Below are 17,074 nucleotides of genomic sequence, written 5' to 3' on the forward strand. Positions count from 1 at the left end.
TCGGCTAAATATTCCCGAAATTTGTATCAAAAAGCATCCATGATTAAAATATCCATCTACGAAGATAACGCCCGACTAAGCCAACTTTTGTCGCTAATGATTGAAAACACCGAAGGTTTTGAATTAATGGCTTGCCACGAAAATTGCTTAGAGGCCCTGCAAAATACTCGTAACGAACGCCCCGACGTAATCGTGATGGATATTGATATGCCCCAACGCAGTGGCATTGATGGGGTGGTCGAAATAAAAAGTTATTTTCCGCACATCAAAATTATTATGCACACGGTTTTTGACGGAAATGAGCATTTATTCGACTGCCTCAGCAAAGGTGCCGATGGCTATATCTTGAAAAAAGATTCCTCTACACGCCTTATTCAGGCCATTAAGGAAGTAAACGAGGGTGGGGCTCCGATGTCGCCTTTTATTGCCAATAAAGTGCTGCAATCTTTTCGCAAACAGCCCGTTACTGATGATTTTAATCTAACCGACCGAGAAATTGAGGTACTTACTTACCTCGCCAAAGGGTTTTCTTACCGCATGATTTCGATTGAATTGAATATTTCAGTCGAAACCGTCAGACGCCACATCAAGAATACTTATCAAAAACTACACGTACAGTGCGGCCCCGAAGCCGTAGCCAAAGCCATTCGGAGCGGAATTATCAATTCATAAATTTTCAAGAATGACCCAAAAGGGTTATTGACAGTCTGAATTATTGAGTAAGTGGTCGGAAAGGCAATTTTTTATCCCCAATCATGGCATTGATGAGCATTAGCTAAACGAGCAATTTTGTATCAAAAAATTGCTCAATGAAAAAAACAATCATCACTTTTCTATTTTTAGTCAGCTTACAAGGCTTTTCGCAAACATTTATTAATCCGAACGGAGCTGTCAATGTCTATGAAAAAGAATCTTTGTATTTCAATCGAAAAGATAATTTTTTACAGCTCAAAAACGCAGGCATTACGTTTTTAAATGAACGAACATCGAATGCCCAATTCGTCGAGACGAGTGCCTTGACATCAAACTACACAACCACTACCAATACAAATATTATACAAAATTACACTCCAACAATAGATGGACAGATTGTCTATGTAGATGTTTACGGAATCGACCAAAATCCAACTTTAGGAACACGAGTAATCACGAATTGTATTCTGGAAATTATTGATAAAACCAATAATACAATCATCGCTACCAGCGACGAGAGTTTACTTAATACAGGCTACCCTTGCCTACCAAACCGACTTTGCCCCCCAAAAGACTATGTACGGTTCAGTCTTTCGCCCTTCCCGCTTCGTCTGCAAGCTGGTAAGCAATACGCACTCCAATTACGCAATACTTCACCCCAATTTCAAGCCGCAATTTCTTGCGAAAATATTTATCCGTTTGGCTCAACCAATATTACTTGTCAGAACCAAACCGAAAACGCTGATTTAAACTTTAAAACTACTTTTCTTGGCGTTTTAGAATTGGCTCGTATCGACCAAGAAGGCAATGCTACGTTTAATGTAATCAATTCTACAACCCTACAAGTTAAAGGAGTTGAAGTAAAAGGCACTAAATCGGGATTTGTTGTAATTGGGCAAAGTAATACCAAATGTAAAGATGTAACAATCATAGTGGGAGAACAATTTACTTCGCTTAACTGCCTCGTAGCGAACGAACCATCAACCGACTATCCAGATTGTTTTTCGGTTTCGCTTCGCAAATACTTGACCGATTCCAATACAGGTTATCAGACAGGTGCAGTGATGCGGGTTTGCCGAATCGATGACAATAGTTGGGGGCAAAACCCACGAATTTTGTATAACTATCAACCTTTTTATCCATGATAATTAAAAACAAAAAAATGATAGGTCTGATTGCCATCACTATTGGCTTGGGCATCATACTCTTTTGGGGAAATACTTTGATAAAAATGCTCGCTTTGCCTTTTTATGGAGTAGTGACGGATGCAAAAGTAATCGGGTTTAAAACCAAAGGCAGTAAATGGGTTACAGAAAGCAACAGTAGCGGAAGAAAAAACATCTTATCGGGTAAAAGACCTTTTTTTGAATTTAGTACCGCTACTGATGAAAAAATAAAGGCTTACAGCGAGTCGCCGCAAATTTTTGTTCTATTCAATTATCAAATAGACGAAGAGCTGACAATTGCGTATCCGTTCAACGAACCACAAAAAGCAATTATTCTTGACTGGCGAGAAGTTCCAGGCTTATTACTGATGGTTGTTTTTGGCACTTTATCTATAATAGTTGGCAGAAGTTATTTAGTCAACTCAAAAATATATACCCAATAATACCATTGTCATAATCTATGATTTTTTCGGTCGAAAGCCACATATCAATTATTTAGGTCGGTGCGGCCCCGAAACCGTAGCCAAAGCCATTCGTAGCGGAATCATTCATTCATAAATTTTCGTGAATGACCCAAAAGGGTTATTGTCAGATTGAATTATTGAGTAAATGGTCAGAAAGGCAATTTTTTATCCCCAATCATGGCATTGATGAGCATCAGCTAAACGAGCAATTTTGTATCAAAAAAAATACTCTAATGAAAAATATATTATTCTATCTCAGTATCGCTTGGGTTTTATTATTTAGTTCGGCCGCAGGATGCAGCAGTTCGACCAATGACCCAACTCCCGCCAATGGTAACGGCCTCGAAGGAACTTGGAAACTCACCAAGGTGAATGGACAAATAACCATCATAACTGATGCAAAAAAAGGTACGACTTTTACCGAATATTTCGACGAAGAATCTGCCGACCTTGTAGGATACAAAATCAATTTAGAACTCAAAGGTGGAGTAGTGAAAGGCTTTGTGGCTCCTTCCATTTTAGGTTTTTTGGCTTCGGGAACATACGAAACTGGCCAAACTGGTGGGCTTAATTTTACATTTGACAAAATGCGTGACAACGTAACCCCATTGCCCAATAATAAAATTCTCAAGTTGTTTACCTACTACAAAATCTCAGGCAATCAATTAGTAATCACTCAAACCAAAGCCGATTTTTTGGCCTCAGTAGCTGCCAATGGTACTCCCGATAAAAGTACTCAAAGTTATGACCTCTCATTAAGCTATACACGTTAATAAAATAGGAAATGAACCTCAAAGAAATGCTCTTCATTCACACAACTAATTGATAATAAAATATTTACCAAACAATATACTAATATTATATGAAATACCTATTAATAATCTTTTCACTAATAATTAGCTTTCAAAAGCGTACCTTTGCCCAATCACCCATAGCCAAGGGAGAGCATTTTGCCACAATCAATGGTTTAAAACTTCACTACGAAGTAAGCGGCAATGGGCCAGTTTGTATATTCCCGACACCAGGTTGGGGGCCAAATATTGATGCCTACAAAAACTCAATGCCCGAACTCGAAAAGTATTTCACGGTTGTTTGGCTTGATACTCGTGCTTCTGGAAAATCAGCGGCTTCTGATAAACCCGAAGATTACCAAACTGCCGATTTTATTGAAGATATTGAACAGCTTCGCCTGCACCTCAAACAAAACAAAATCTGGGTTATAGGCCATTCGATGGGCGGTTATCAAGTATTAAACTATGGTATCAAATACAGCCAAAACCTCAACGGAATCATTGCCGTTGCCGCTTTTGTAGGGCTTGACGAACTCGCTCAAACGGAGTTGATGAAGGCCGTCGAAAAACGCAAAAACGAGCCTTATTATAAAATGGGTTCGGGAATTTTGATGGGAACCGATACCACCAAACGCTCGCTCAATGAAGAAATGCCATACATTATGCCTTTCTATTTTCATGACCAAGCTAACCTTTCCAAGTTTCTTGCCATCAAAAATGTACAACTCAGCCAAAAAGCGTGGGAAATGACCGCAAAAGGTGGACTTGGCAGAGAAAAAATTATTGATTTATTACCAAAAATCACCGTTCCGACGCTCGTACTTGTAGGTGATGACGACTTCATCTGCGATCAAGTATCACACGCCTCTCGCATCCATGCGGGTATCAAAAACTCTAAACTTTCGGTTATCAAAAACGCTGGACATTTCATCTGGATTGAACAACCACAAACATTTTATCAAGCTATTGAAGAATGGTTGAAAACTAAAAAGTAAAATCATGAAAATCAGATTTTTTGCTTATCTCCTACTCTTTGCAGTATGGAGTAGCCACGCTTTTGCCCAAAATGGTACACTAACGCCGCAGGGAGTTCTATTTCCGCAACTCACAACTGCCCAAATCGGAGCTATTTCTGGCCAAACCAAAGGTACAATGGTCTTTGATAAAGACCTAAACATCATGAAATATTATGATGGTACAATGTGGCAAACCCTGACAAATGGTGGCACTGGCGGTGCTTGGCAAAATAGTGGAGCCAATCAATACAGCACAAATAGTGGCAATGTGGGTATCGGAACTGGCACACCAACTAACAAATTACATGTGGTTCATGATGAAATCATTGGAGTAAAAATAAGTGCAAGAGATGGTTCGGGGAATCCATCATTTTTAGACATACAAGCCGATGGTGGCTCGGGGGCAGGAATGAGATTTTATTCAGATGATGTTTTTAATGCTGCTATTTTTATGGATGGTGACAAACTATCATTTTTAAATTTTGTTGGCACTAATCCACTCATTATAAACCCCGATTATAGTGGTATCGTTCTACCCCACGGAGTAAAGGTTAGTAACAGTGGTTTCTTGATAAAAGATATTCGTTTTGGCAATTTGGCCATCGGTAGTAGCACCAACAATGCTTATTCTCAGCCGATTACCTTCCAAAACCCAATGCCCAACGCCAACTACACCGTTACGCTTACGCAAAACTCACTCACCAACGATGAAGATTTTTTTCAAATGCAAGTGCGAAATAAAACCGCAGCCGGTTTTACGGTTTGGGTAAAACGCCGTGATGCCAATACTGGTTGGGGACAAAGCTTACAAGTTGCTTGGATAGCCGTAGCAGGCCAATAATAAAGCAGAAAACATGGATAATTTCTTAGAAATACAACGCCCATACATTGCCAAAGGCATGATACGCATCAGGCACAATGGTAAGCTGAACTATATCAAAACCGCTGATGTAGTCCTGCTCGAAAGCGACATCAACTATACCCATATTCATCTGAAATCGGGTAAAAAACTACTTTCGTCTCGCAATCTTTCATTGTTTGAGTTTATGCTGAAAGATACGCACTCTTTTATCAGACCCAACCGTAGGCAAGTTGTAAACATTGATTACCTGACCAATTTTTCAATAGAAAAATCAACCAAAGCACTTCAACTAATCAATGGATTGAGTATCAGTATTTCTCGCAGAAAAAGCCAAAAACTCACAAAATCACTCAAAAACCAACTTTAAGCCATGAAAAAAATATTTTTACTCTCATTCAATTTCCTGCTGCTTAATTTCTGCTTTGGGCAGAAACTCGCAGTACCGTATTATTCGGCCTCACAAATAAAAGTATATGATTTGGCTACCAATCCCGCAACTTTACTGACTACTTTCAATGTAGTTGGGCCAAGCAATATCAGCTATAAACCCAACTGCGTTGCTTTTTATAACAACGAAATGTTTGTGGGCTATGACGAACCCACTTCCGATGGTTTTCTGCACTACAAAGGGGTCTTGATTTCGGGCGGAACACTCACTTACACATCGGTCACGAAAGTAGCAACCAGTCGAGTAACGACCGAAATCGTAGTCAATCAAACCAACGGAACGCTGTATGTAGCTTGTGGTTTTGGAGAAACCAAACGCAGAGTCGTAAAAATCCAACGTGACGGTAGCGGAAATTATAGTGGTGGTGGTATTTTTCAGAATATGCCTACGCTTAAAAATAATCAATCTTATACTGGTATAGGAGGAATTACGAGAAATGCAGCAGGTGATGTTTACGTGACTGACCTTTCGGATAACAGAATCTTAAAGTGGGCTACCGATAATACGCTGGCATCGCCTACGCAATTCTTATGCTCAACCGCCGTCAATTCGGTGGCTTGTACGGATGCCTTTTTGAATACCGATAACCAATCGGCCAAGCTATTTTCTTTACCCGAAGGCTTGGTTTTTGATGCCAACGGAAACCTCTGGTATGCCAATAATAATGATAGTTATTCGCCAACGCCTGATTCGGCTGGTGGCTCGCTGGTCAGACTCACGAGTGCTTTGATTAATCAAAATTCGCCAAGAGGCCAAGTTACAATTACCAGTGCAAACGCTACAATTTATTCAAAAACAAGTGCCAAATTTGGTGGTTTGGCTCGCATTGGCAATTTTATTTATGCCAACGACCAAGGCAATGGCAAAGTTTGGAAGTTTAACCCAAGTGATGGCTCATTTACTGACATTGGCATTTCAGCAACTTACCCTGGCAATGGCCAATGTGCCGAAGTTTCAGCTTCCATTTTTCCTGCATTCACTATCACGCAATGTGCGTATCCGAATTTTGGCGGAACAATCGTAAGGCTTGGTAATCAGACCAGCATCAGTATTAGAGTCACGCTCGATATTGCAACCGCAGGTAGCATTACGCTCAATGCAAGTGGTACAAATTTTTCGGGTACGGCCACACAAAACTTTGCCAATACGGGCGTACAGAACATGTTTATGAATGTCGATTACAACGGGCAGGGTGTGGCAGGAACTCGCACAATTACTGTCAGTTCGCCGAGCTTAGGAGCAGGCACTTGCTCGTTTACAGTACCAGTCTATGATGGATTTTTCACATTTGGCGACTGTGAAAATAGCACCCTCAGCGGCACTTTCACACAAGGTGTAGCGGCTACGCAGAGCATCACGATTCCGATTACGGTCACAAAAGTAGGTACAACTACCATCAATCTGATTTCGAGCGAATTTTCGGGAAGTCTCACCGCCACACTTGCTCTCAACCAAACCAGCGTCACGATTCCGATTACATATACACCTAATAATCCAAACAGTACGGGCGAAACGCTGACTTTTGCCAGCAACGAAGCCATTGGTGCGTACCCTACATTGCCAGCCTTTTGCTACAAAAGCATTACACTAAATCCCGCACCTTCTAATTGCCCTGAGTTGCTAACACTTCCGCAAGACGACCCAACTTCTGCAACCATCAACAACGGAAGTCGAACGTTCAAAGCCAAAGGTATTTTGGCAACAAATGCCATCACCAATGCTGGAACAAACGTTGTTTATACGGCCGAAAAAAACATTCTCTTATCGACAGGCTTCAAAGCCGATGCAGGAACGGTCTTTTCTGCTAAAATCGAAAACTGCCCGCAAAGCCAAGCTGCAACGATGTATATGCAGGGAAAAGATTTATACGATGCGAATCGACAAAAGTTTATCATCAGGGGTGTAAATTATCCTGTGATGGACGACTGGGGCTTTCCTGCTAATGATTTAATCACCGAAATTGAAAAAAGTGGAGCAAATGCCGTTCGCTTACAATGGTATAAAACTTACGGAAATCCGACTCGCCCAGCAGTATCAAATACCGACCTCGATAATTTATTGACCAAATGTAAGACCAATCAGATGATTCCTGTCTTGGAGCTTCATGACCTCACTTGTGCCGAAGATGCCAATCTAATAAATACTCAACTGATTTCGTGGTGGACAGACCCCGCCATCGTGACGATTCTAAACAAACACAAAAAATATTTGATTATCAATTTAGCCAACGAAGTAGGTAGATACCGTTGGGCAGGATATTCAATAGCAAGTCTAAATAATTGGAAAAATGCCTATAAAGCAGCCATTACGTCTATCAGAAATGCCAATCTGAAGATGCCAATCATGATTGATAGCCCTGATTGCGGCACAGACCTCAAAGCAGTTGTGGATGCTGGGCAAGAAATAATCGACCATGACCCTGAGCATAATATCTTGTTTAGTGTACACGCCTATTGGGCTGGCTACAATGCTAACACAGATTTGACCAATGCTATCAATGCCAATTTGCCTTTTATTGTTGGCGAAGTAGCTAACAAACAAGATGAATCGGTTAATGGTGCTACTTCTTATTGCCACTATAATATTGATGGTACAAATGATGCTCCCAACAATCCAACCAACGGATTTCAGTACCAAAACCTACTCACAACTCTCAAAACCAATAATATTGGCTGGTTGGCTTGGGCTTGGGTAAGAGATGGATGCTCGGCCAGAAATATGACCAATAATAATCAAGTAGCTCCATATGGTGGGTATAATACGCTTACTACTTTTGGTCAGAATATCGTCAATAATGCTACTTATGGCATAAAAAACACGGCTATACGAAGCACTGGATTTTAGTTTGTTTAATTCTAATGAACAACTTTTGCTGCTTTTTCGTTGATTAAGTTTCACATATTCTCTTAAACAATGAAAAAAGTATTTCTTTATATCGCAGCCATAATACTGGTATTAGTAATTGGTGGTTACTTGATTCTCAACGAAAAACTACCTACTGGCGAAAATCCAGCAAAAGCCGATGAACTGGCTAACAAAATGTTAAAGTCGCTTAACAAGTCTGCTTGGGATAGCACCAATGTAGTAGCGTGGACGCATAAAGGTGGACACCAATTTGTGTGGGATAAGAAAAACCAACTGGTGGAAGTAAAATGGGGAGAGAACGATGTATTTCTCAATCTGAAAGAATGGAATAAAGGAAAGGCTTTCAGCGAAGGCAAAGAAATAACTGATGGGCAACTTGATGTTTTAAGAGGCAAAGCATGGTCGATTTTCTGTAATGATTCATTCTGGCTGATTGCACCCTATAAAGTTTTTGATGAAGGCGTAACTCGAAAAATAGTAAAAACTGAAGATGGCTCAGAAGCACTTTTGGCGAGTTATTCGTCGGGGGGCGTAACTCCAGGCGATTCTTATTTATGGATTTTAGACTCCAATGATGCTCCGAAAGCATTTAAGCTTTGGGTAAAAGTGATTCCGATTGGCGGAGTTTCTGCTACGTGGGATAATTGGAAAACTACCGAAACAGGAGCAATAATCGCCCAAAATCATAAACTCGGACCTTTAGACCTCAACGTAACTGACTTGCGTACAGGTAACGATTTAGCAGCCGTAAAAGTTGATGCCAGTCTTTTTGATAAGATAAAATAATTTAGTCAACGGTCGATAGTCCACAGTCCACAGATATTTTCTATTGACTATTGACTATCGTCTATCGACCGTGGACTTTTCATTTCCTACCAACGAATCAAGGCCGAACCCCACGTAAATCCACTTCCAAAAGCAGCCAAACAAACCAAATCACCATCCTTGATTTTGCCTGCTTCCCAAGCCTCACACAAAGCAATCGGAATTGATGCGGCCGTTGTGTTTCCGTATTTCATAATATTGTTATACACTTTCTCGTCGGGCAGACGGAGCGTTTTCTGCACAAACTGAGCAATACGCAAATTGGCTTGGTGCGGTACCAACATATCAATATCAGCAGGTGTGTAGCCAGTTTTATTCAGAGCTTCCATAATTACCTCTGGAAACTTCGTCACAGCAGTTTTAAAGACCAACTGGCCATTCATATTTGGGTAATACGTCTTGTTTTCGAGCAAATTTTCATAGACAAAAATTTCACCGTATTCTACATCAGGAAAACCAAACTGTTCAGTTCCTAAATGATACCCACCGTGACTTCCTGGGCTAAGCAGAGCCAATTCTTCGGCGTGTGTTCCATCCGAATGTAAATGCGTTGTCAAGATTCCTTTACCTTCTTCGGTAGTTGGTTGAAGCACTACTGCTCCTGCTCCATCACCAAACAAAACCGCTACATTTCGGCCACGAGTTGTAAAATCAAGCCCCATTGAGTGCATTTCTGAGCCAACAACCAACACATTTTTATACATTCCAGCTTTGATAAATTGGTCAGCCACCGAAAGAGCATAAATAAAGCCCGAACATTGATTCCGAATATCTAAAGCCCCCATTTCTTTGTGCGTAATACCCAATTCTCGCTGCAAAAGTACGCCACAACCCGGGAAATAATAGTCGGGGCTAAGCGTAGCAAATACTATAAAATCTATTTCTTCGGGGCTAATTCCCGCACGTTCGCAAGCTATTTTTGTGGCTGCCGCTCCCATTGTGGTTGGAGTTTCTACGCCTTTTATTCCGTAGCGTCTTTCTTTGATTCCCGAGCGTTCTTGTATCCATTCGTCAGTTGTATCCATCACTTTCATGAGGTCGTGGTTTGTCACAACTTTCTCTGGTACATAAAAACCTATTCCTGCAATTTTCGAGTGTAACATATTTTTTTAGTTTGTTTAGAATCTTAGTGCGAAGTTAGCACAAAAACTTCTCCATTATACAAATTTTTCTTAGAAATATTATATTTAAGAGCATTTTTTGAGGCCTCCATCCGTTTATCAAATAATGCTATTGGGTTTAAATAACCGCTCATCAATAAAAACTAAGAAATTAGTTGAATATGTTTTTATTTTTAATTATTTATTTTCATTTTGCATTATAAAAACACATAAATTCAATCACAATTTCTATAATTTAATGAAAACAAACGCACTAATTCTTGCACTTGCTACCCTATTATTTGCTTTTACTTTTGAAGACGATTTAATTCAAAGCATTGCTGCCAAATTTGACCGTTATAATAATGAACTTCCGCAAGAAAAAGCTTATCTCCATCTCGATAAACCCTACTACACCGCAGGCGAAACCGTTTGGTTTAAAGCCTACTTGGTTGAAGCAAACACACATTTGCCCGATACGGTAAGCATTCCGCTCTATGTCGAACTCATTGATAATCAACGAGGTAAACTCATTGATAAAAAGATATTACAGCTCGAAGGTGGTAGTGCCGCCGCCGACTTCATGCTACCCGATACCCTAAAAGCTGGCTACTATCGACTAAGAGCATATACGAATTGGATGCTCAATTTCGACGAAAATCTACTTTTTACGAAGGATTTCAAGGTTTTCAGACCTAACACCGATGACGAACCAATAAAACTTAATTCGCAGGAAATTGACTTTCGTTTCTTTCCCGAAGGTGGTAATTTGGTGGAAGGTATAGAAAATCGTTTGGCCTACAAAGCTGTCGATGCTCTTGGTAATGGATTAGATGTTTCGGGAATCATTTTGAGCGATAAGGGCGATACTGTTATTAGTTTTGATAGCGAACACTTGGGAATGGGAGTTATGACTTTCAAGCCACAAATTGGCGAAAAATATACGGCCAAAATTAAGTATCGCAACATCTATGAAAAAGAGGTTTCTTTGCCTGTTTCAGAAAAAGAGGGTTTTGTAATGGGCGTAGAGTCTGTGGCTGATAAAGAAAATATTCGTTTGTTTGTGGGACATAATTCTGCAAATTCAACAAGCCAAATCGCTATCATTGGGCAATCACAAGGTAAAATATGCTATGCAGCAAAAGCTACTTCGGCAAAGAAAGTTTTGCTCATGAAAATTCCGAAAAATAAGTTTCCAACGGGAGTTACACAATTCACGGTTTTCAACGAAAAAGGCTTACCACTTTGTGAAAGGGTCATTTTTTTGAAAACAGATACAACACTGAATGTCAATATTTTACCAAATAAAACAAAATATCAAACACGAGAAAAAGTAACATTAAATATAGAGGCTAAAGATGCCAAAGGCAAACCAATTTCGGGCGATTTTTCGGTGTCGGTAACAGATGCGGGACAAATTTTAGAACAGGCATTTCCCGAAAACATTCAAACATATTTGTTACTCAGCTCTGACCTAAAAGGTAAAGTCGAACAACCAGCTTATTATTTTTCAAAGGAGAATCCCGATGCAGCTCGTCACTTAGATATTTTGATGATGACACAGGGCTGGAGACGCTACCGCTGGAATGATATTATGAAAGACGAATTGCCCACACCCAAATATCCATTGGAGCGTGGACTCAGTATTTCGGGTGAAATCAGTCGTCAGAATGGTAAGCCTTTTGAAAAGCCTGTAAATCTAACGTTTATGTTTTCGTTGAAAGATAGTACAAGGCTTTTTGGTATGGGATTAGCCCAAAAAGATGGCTCTTTTGTGGTAAATAACTTGAGTTTTGTTGATTCGGCTCAAGTAATCGTACAAGCGATTGCAGGAAATAGCAACCGAAATACTAAGATTTTTATAAACCGAGCCTTTTCGCCCAAAGTTCAAGTGGTGGCGATTCCATTCAATGCCCTTACGTTTGATGAAAAAGAATTGGCCGATTATCTCAAACGCACCAAAGAAGCTTTAGATTTTGAGCGTTCGTTACGTTTCAATAAATCTATTTTGCTCAATGAGGTACAGGTAAAAGCTAAAAAGAAAGTAGAAGAACGAGATAGTCGAGTACTTTACAGCAGTCCGAGCAAATCGTTGACCGTTGACCCAACCATGATTGGCTATATGAATGTGCTTGATTTGATAAGAGGTCGTTTTGCAGGCGTACAAGTATCAGGCAGTGCCAACGACCCCGTAGTTACTATCAGAGGGGTTAGTTCGCTTAGTGGTTCATCTGAACCAATGTTTTTGCTGGATGGTATGCGTACTGACAAATCAGCTATTTTAATGCTACCAGTGGCTGATGTCGAAAAAGTAGATGTACTCACTGGTGGAGAATCGGCTATTTATGGTATGGGAGCAGGCAGTGGTGTGATTTCGGTACTAACAAAAAGAGGGAATCCAAATTACGATTATAGCAATGATAAAGCATTGGGGGTTGAGCATTTCGGGATAGCAGGATACTACCCAACCAAAGAATTTTACGCTCCTAATTATGATGTTTCATTACCAGAGCATATTCGCCCAGATTATCGCTCAACTATTTTTTGGTCGCCTAAAATAAAAACCGATGCCAACGGCAAAGCAAGTATCACATTTTTCAATACCGATGCCGCCACCAAAGTGAATATAACGCTTGAGGGAATTTCGGCGGCAGGTATTCCGATTGTTGCCCGAAATACTTATTCGGTAGGTACAAAATAATTTTAGTTGGTAGTAATTTTATGACGACACTACGCACTCTTTTTATAATCTTGACATTGAATATTATTGTATTTTCTGCAAGTGGACAAGTAAACGATGAAAACATCCGACAAAAGGTTCTAAAAAAGGGAATTGTTGATAGTCTATTTATTTTCGGTAAGTGGACTGAAACAGGGCAGACAGAAACACATTTAAAGTATTTGGGACAGGTGACAACTAAACGTGGACGAACTTTCAAAATTGTAAATTCAATTTGGTTTTGGGGACTTTCGCATAGGGCGACATCACGTATTTTAGTTTTTAATGTCAGAAACCAATATGTTGGTAATTACTACTTGACTATGACCTACGATTTACCAACTAAACTAAAAAATGGAAAACTAATTTTCAATAATACAGATACTAATTGTGACAAAAAAAAATCAACAATAATTAACTTGAAAAATGGAATACCAAAACAGTTTTTCAGAAAATGTAAAGACAAATATGGCGACATTTGCACTTTTAATTCAGATTGATTGGTAGGCTAAAACCACCACCAACATTGCATTGGTACCATGGCGGCTGACGAATATAGCATCAACATTTGTACCACTATTTAGCTTTTACAATATATTCAGCTGACGGAATTCTATCCTCGCCACAACGCTAATACTTTAACGATAATTGATTGTGAGGTGTTGAAAGAAAACTATTGCAAAATGAACGAAAAATTGTACTTTTGTTCGGTAAGATGTCAGTTTTCCTATTTTCTGATATCTTTATATTCTTCGTCAAAACAAACAAAATGATTTCTAAAAAAGCTAAATATGCACTGAAAGCCCTAAAGGTTCTTTCAGAAAAATACGAATCAAAGCAGCCAATTTTGATTGCTGATATTGCCGAACAACAGAGTATTCCGAAGAAATTTTTGGAAGCGATTTTGCTCGAACTCCGCAATAATGGTGTGCTTCATAGCCAAAAAGGCAAAGGTGGCGGCTATCAACTCCGAATGTCGCCCGCAGATGTTTCGATTGCCAAAATCGTGCGTATCATTGACGGCCCGATTTCGCCAATGCTTTGTGTTTCGCTTTATTTCTACGGAAAATGCGATGATTGTGCTGATGAAAAAACGTGTAAGATTAGACCAATCATGGAGAAAGTTCGTGATGCAAACTTGGCAGTTTACGAAAACACAACACTGAAAGATTTGATGGATTTACCAGAAGAAGAGATAACTCAAAAATAACAAAAACGGCACAAGGGAAACTTTCGTGCCGTTTTTGTTTGTAGGACAGCTTTGTAAGCTGTCATTTCATAGTAATCGTATTTTCTCACAGCGAAGTCGGAACTTCGCTCCACATATCAGAATTGATAAACGATTGCATTACAGTGCATTCCTGCTCCAACTGATGCCATCACGACTTTCATTCCTGCTTTAATATTGTAGTTTGCTAAGTCTCCTTTACGAATCAAATCAAGCATTGTTGGCACGGTGGCCACCGATGTATTTCCTGTAAATTCGATTGTTGTCGGAATTTTCCCTTCAAAAGATAAGCCTTCGATATTATACATTTGAGCCAAATTATTGGCAAAAGCGTGGAGCATCTTACCATTGGCTTGATGAAACAAAAACATATCAACATCAGACGCATCTAAACCTACCTTATCAAGTGCTTTTTTGATAACTTTTGGCACCCAAACTGTGGCGTATTTATATACATCTTTGCCATTCATCTTAAACAAAGTCGGATTTTTTAGTTCTTTATTATACGAACCACTCAAATAAATACATGCAACATCTTCTTGAGCGTGTGAGTAGGTAGCGTAGGAAACGATTCCCGTATTTTCAGCATCAGCAGAAGAAATAACGGCGGCACCGCAGCCATCAGCCAAAATCATGGAGTCTAAATCATGCGGGTCGAGTAAGCGTGAGGCAACCTCAATACCAACGACCAAAACATTGGTAGCATCGCCCATCTGAATTGCCTGATGTGCTTGAATGATTCCCTGCAACCAACCAGGGCAGCCAAAAAGCAAGTCATAGGCAAAACATTCGTGATTACTGATTTCTAATTTATTTTTGAGCAATGCCGCCATATTTGGTACAGTATGAAAACCTTGCATTCCTTCGAGCATATTGCCCGCATTGTGTGCTACGATTATGCCATCAATTTGGTTTTTATCAATTCCTGCATCAGCAATGGCATTTTTTGAAGCTTCGACCATCAATGGCACCGAATCGCCTTTTTCGGGTATGTATCTTCTTGATTTTATACCTGTGATAGCCTCCAGTTTTTCGATGATTTCCTCGGCAGGTTTTGGATTCACAACCCCATTGGCGTCCATGAATTGTCTATCCAAAAAATATGAGTTCTCTATGATTCGCTCAGGCAAGTGGCTGCCTGTTCCTTTAATGATTGTTTTCAATTTTATTGCTTAGAATATGGTTTTGTTGTTCTTGTTAGTAAAAATAGGATTTTATTGACGACGGCGACGACGAGATTTTCCTGGTTCATCATCGGCTATGGGCTCAATAAATTTAAAAGTCGTTTTTGGGGCCTTTATGGCAGGCAATGGTTTTATATTTTCCTGAATTTCTATTGTTCTTACCGTGGCAATGGGTTCTAAATCAACTGCAATTCGAGGGTCGAGTAGTGTAGTTGCCTGCTTGAGCCAGCCATAAGTATTTACCGGAAACGGATTTCCCTCATCATCAATTCTCAGATACGTCATGTGTAGGTGCGTATCAGAGCGAGGCATGGCAGCATTAAATCCAGTTCGGCCAACGAGTGCAATTTTCTGCCCAGCTCGCACAGTTTGTCCAGTTTTCACATATATTTCTCTTTGGTGGGCATAATACCAGAGTCCACCGTTATTGGTATCATAAATCCAAATGTAATTTCCTCCACGATACTCGCTACCGGGCTGCCAACCGTTTTCGGTAGCAATCACTACACCATCGGTTGTTGATAGCACTGGTACATAATCGCCAGTACGGTCGTCTCGACAATCTTGATTTTTATCTTTCATGAAAATATCATGAGCAGGATGACTCCCTTTCTTAGCTTGGTCGAATAAATCGTAGCCACGAGGAATGTATCCGCTACCATAGCCACCAACTGCACGAAAATCGAAGCCCATCAGTGGGAAACATATACTCACTTGTGTAGAGTCGTAGCGTGCGTTAGGATGAGCCTTTTTCATGATAAGCATCATGTCTTGAAATCGTTCACGGGCTTCCTGCGGCGAGAGTTTGTATTCACGAATATCAACCAATAACTGCTTGTAGCCATTGATTACGCCAAGGTATTCTTTATAGGTAACGGAAGAAGTATCTTTCTGTAAAAACAGAAAGTTAAAACAAAAAACAAAAATTTTAATCATTCCTTTCAACGAGTCGCTGCATTTGTTTCTGGCACGAATTTAAGAAAATCCTGTGCTAATACAGAATCATCATGCGTAAAAAGTTATGCGTGACGAATATTTTTCAAGCACAAATTTAACTTTTCTAAGAAAATATTTAACCAAAACACTATTGAGTAATATTTTAAGGTGATTTTAATTTGCATTTATTTAATTTTGTGCTGAACCAAAAAATATCTGTATGTTACAAAAGTGTTTAGTAGGTTCGTTGTTTGTCATTTTATCGTTGTCGAATTTTGCCAGTAAAGCAAATTTTACGTACGATACTCCTACCAAAAAGAAATCTGTATCGGCTACTGAAGAACCAATTGAGGAATCTTATCTAAAATTAGCCAACGACATTCAGCGATACGCAAAGAAATTTATCGGAACACGCTATAAAAGTGGCGGAAAAGCGGCCAAAGGCTTTGATTGTTCGGGTTTTGTAGGCTATGTTTTCAAGAAATTCGGCATGAAGTTGGGAGCTTGTAGCACCGAAATGTTCAGATTGGGCTACGATGTTGAAACCAACGAAGCACTTGCTGGCGATTTGATATTTTTTAGAAGAGGACGCAGCCCCAAAAGCGGTATCTCACACGTAGGCATAGTGGTTGAGTCAAACTCCAAAGGCTTAAAGTTTATTCATTCAGCAACAAGCAAAGGCGTGACGATTAGTTATCTGAAAGACCCTTATTATTCAGCTCATTTTGTGGGTGTGAAGCGAGTGATTGATAGTTTTAAGTGACAATAATTCGTATT

16 protein-coding genes are annotated in these 17,074 nt (G+C 39.7%); 13 read left to right on the top strand and 3 right to left on the bottom strand.

Features of this window, described 5'->3' with window-relative positions; all coding sequences use genetic code 11:
* The first annotated feature begins 39 nt into the window (after positions 1-39).
* From IEX65_RS02725 to IEX65_RS02765, 9 genes are all read left to right on the top strand, one after another.
* Entirely contained in the window at positions 40-672 is a 633-nt protein-coding gene (locus IEX65_RS02725; RefSeq protein WP_188764407.1) for a response regulator transcription factor, read from the top strand.
* A 137-nt stretch (positions 673-809) separates the two neighbouring features.
* Positions 810-1,838 carry a hypothetical protein gene (locus tag IEX65_RS02730; protein WP_188764409.1) on the top strand — a complete coding sequence of 343 codons (1,029 nt, stop codon included), beginning with the start codon at positions 810-812 and terminating at the stop codon, positions 1,836-1,838.
* Complete coding sequence (locus tag IEX65_RS02735) at positions 1,835-2,302, top strand: hypothetical protein (protein ID WP_188764411.1); 468 nt, start codon at positions 1,835-1,837, stop codon at positions 2,300-2,302. Before IEX65_RS02730 ends, IEX65_RS02735 begins: the two co-directional genes overlap by 4 nt.
* 254 nt (positions 2,303-2,556) lie before the next feature.
* Positions 2,557-3,096, top strand: coding sequence for a hypothetical protein (locus IEX65_RS02740; protein ID WP_188764413.1), 540 nt, complete (start codon positions 2,557-2,559; stop codon positions 3,094-3,096).
* 89 nt (positions 3,097-3,185) lie between these two features.
* Positions 3,186-4,109: an alpha/beta fold hydrolase gene (locus IEX65_RS02745; protein ID WP_188764415.1), complete on the top strand. Its 924-nt coding sequence runs from the start codon at positions 3,186-3,188 to the stop codon at positions 4,107-4,109.
* 4 nt (positions 4,110-4,113) lie between these two features.
* Positions 4,114-4,971: a phage tail-like protein gene (locus tag IEX65_RS02750; RefSeq protein ID WP_188764417.1), complete on the top strand. Its 858-nt coding sequence runs from the start codon at positions 4,114-4,116 to the stop codon at positions 4,969-4,971.
* A 13-nt stretch (positions 4,972-4,984) separates the two neighbouring features.
* Positions 4,985-5,359 carry a LytTR family DNA-binding domain-containing protein gene (locus IEX65_RS02755; protein WP_188764419.1) on the top strand — a complete coding sequence of 125 codons (375 nt, stop codon included), beginning with the start codon at positions 4,985-4,987 and terminating at the stop codon, positions 5,357-5,359.
* Positions 5,360-5,362: 3 nt separating this feature from the next.
* The gene (locus IEX65_RS02760) at positions 5,363-8,284 is read left to right on the top strand and encodes a cellulase family glycosylhydrolase (protein WP_188764421.1); all 2,922 of its coding nucleotides are present in this window, start codon (positions 5,363-5,365) and stop codon (positions 8,282-8,284) included.
* 69 nt (positions 8,285-8,353) lie between these two features.
* The gene (locus IEX65_RS02765) at positions 8,354-9,091 is read left to right on the top strand and encodes a hypothetical protein (protein WP_188764423.1); all 738 of its coding nucleotides are present in this window, start codon (positions 8,354-8,356) and stop codon (positions 9,089-9,091) included.
* A gap of 86 nt (positions 9,092-9,177) precedes the next feature.
* On the opposite strand, the gene IEX65_RS02770 is transcribed toward IEX65_RS02765, so the two are convergent.
* Complete coding sequence (locus IEX65_RS02770) at positions 9,178-10,233, bottom strand: 3-oxoacyl-ACP synthase III family protein (RefSeq protein ID WP_188764424.1); 1,056 nt, start codon at positions 10,231-10,233, stop codon at positions 9,178-9,180.
* Positions 10,234-10,489: 256 nt separating this feature from the next.
* Between IEX65_RS02770 and IEX65_RS02775 the strand changes: the two genes are divergently transcribed.
* From IEX65_RS02775 to IEX65_RS02785, 3 genes are all read left to right on the top strand, one after another.
* Complete coding sequence (locus IEX65_RS02775) at positions 10,490-12,931, top strand: TonB-dependent receptor plug domain-containing protein (RefSeq protein WP_188764426.1); 2,442 nt, start codon at positions 10,490-10,492, stop codon at positions 12,929-12,931.
* A 50-nt stretch (positions 12,932-12,981) separates the two neighbouring features.
* Entirely contained in the window at positions 12,982-13,449 is a 468-nt protein-coding gene (locus IEX65_RS02780) for a hypothetical protein (protein WP_188764428.1), read from the top strand.
* Between the two features lie 269 nt (positions 13,450-13,718).
* Positions 13,719-14,159: an RrF2 family transcriptional regulator gene (locus IEX65_RS02785; RefSeq protein WP_188764430.1), complete on the top strand. Its 441-nt coding sequence runs from the start codon at positions 13,719-13,721 to the stop codon at positions 14,157-14,159.
* Between the two features lie 116 nt (positions 14,160-14,275).
* On the opposite strand, the gene IEX65_RS02790 is transcribed toward IEX65_RS02785, so the two are convergent.
* Positions 14,276-15,340, bottom strand: a complete 1,065-nt coding sequence (locus IEX65_RS02790) for a 3-oxoacyl-ACP synthase III family protein (protein WP_188764431.1) — start codon at positions 15,338-15,340, stop codon at positions 14,276-14,278.
* Positions 15,341-15,391: 51 nt separating this feature from the next.
* Positions 15,392-16,297: a M23 family metallopeptidase gene (locus IEX65_RS02795; RefSeq protein ID WP_188764433.1), complete on the bottom strand. Its 906-nt coding sequence runs from the start codon at positions 16,295-16,297 to the stop codon at positions 15,392-15,394.
* Positions 16,298-16,517: 220 nt separating this feature from the next.
* Here IEX65_RS02795 and IEX65_RS02800 point away from each other — a divergent pair, with 220 nt between their 5' ends.
* Complete coding sequence (locus IEX65_RS02800; protein WP_188764436.1) at positions 16,518-17,060, top strand: C40 family peptidase; 543 nt, start codon at positions 16,518-16,520, stop codon at positions 17,058-17,060.
* The last annotated feature ends 14 nt before the right edge of the window (positions 17,061-17,074 follow it).

It is taken from the genome of Emticicia aquatilis, assembly GCF_014644295.1.
GTDB lineage: Bacteria > Bacteroidota > Bacteroidia > Cytophagales > Spirosomataceae > Emticicia > Emticicia aquatilis.

Coding starts and splice junctions, on each gene's coding strand:
- IEX65_RS02800 (WP_188764436.1), top strand. CDS start 16,518: ATGTTACAAAAGTGTTTAGTAGGTTCGTTGTTTGTCATTTTATCGTTG.
- IEX65_RS02785 (WP_188764430.1), top strand. CDS start 13,719: ATGATTTCTAAAAAAGCTAAATATGCACTGAAAGCCCTAAAGGTTCTT.
- IEX65_RS02755 (WP_188764419.1), top strand. CDS start 4,985: ATGGATAATTTCTTAGAAATACAACGCCCATACATTGCCAAAGGCATG.
- IEX65_RS02795 (WP_188764433.1), bottom strand. CDS start 16,297: ATGATTAAAATTTTTGTTTTTTGTTTTAACTTTCTGTTTTTACAGAAA.
- IEX65_RS02740 (WP_188764413.1), top strand. CDS start 2,557: ATGAAAAATATATTATTCTATCTCAGTATCGCTTGGGTTTTATTATTT.
- IEX65_RS02760 (WP_188764421.1), top strand. CDS start 5,363: ATGAAAAAAATATTTTTACTCTCATTCAATTTCCTGCTGCTTAATTTC.
- IEX65_RS02725 (WP_188764407.1), top strand. CDS start 40: ATGATTAAAATATCCATCTACGAAGATAACGCCCGACTAAGCCAACTT.
- IEX65_RS02775 (WP_188764426.1), top strand. CDS start 10,490: ATGAAAACAAACGCACTAATTCTTGCACTTGCTACCCTATTATTTGCT.
- IEX65_RS02770 (WP_188764424.1), bottom strand. CDS start 10,233: ATGTTACACTCGAAAATTGCAGGAATAGGTTTTTATGTACCAGAGAAA.
- IEX65_RS02765 (WP_188764423.1), top strand. CDS start 8,354: ATGAAAAAAGTATTTCTTTATATCGCAGCCATAATACTGGTATTAGTA.
- IEX65_RS02750 (WP_188764417.1), top strand. CDS start 4,114: ATGAAAATCAGATTTTTTGCTTATCTCCTACTCTTTGCAGTATGGAGT.
- IEX65_RS02730 (WP_188764409.1), top strand. CDS start 810: ATGAAAAAAACAATCATCACTTTTCTATTTTTAGTCAGCTTACAAGGC.
- IEX65_RS02745 (WP_188764415.1), top strand. CDS start 3,186: ATGAAATACCTATTAATAATCTTTTCACTAATAATTAGCTTTCAAAAG.
- IEX65_RS02735 (WP_188764411.1), top strand. CDS start 1,835: ATGATAATTAAAAACAAAAAAATGATAGGTCTGATTGCCATCACTATT.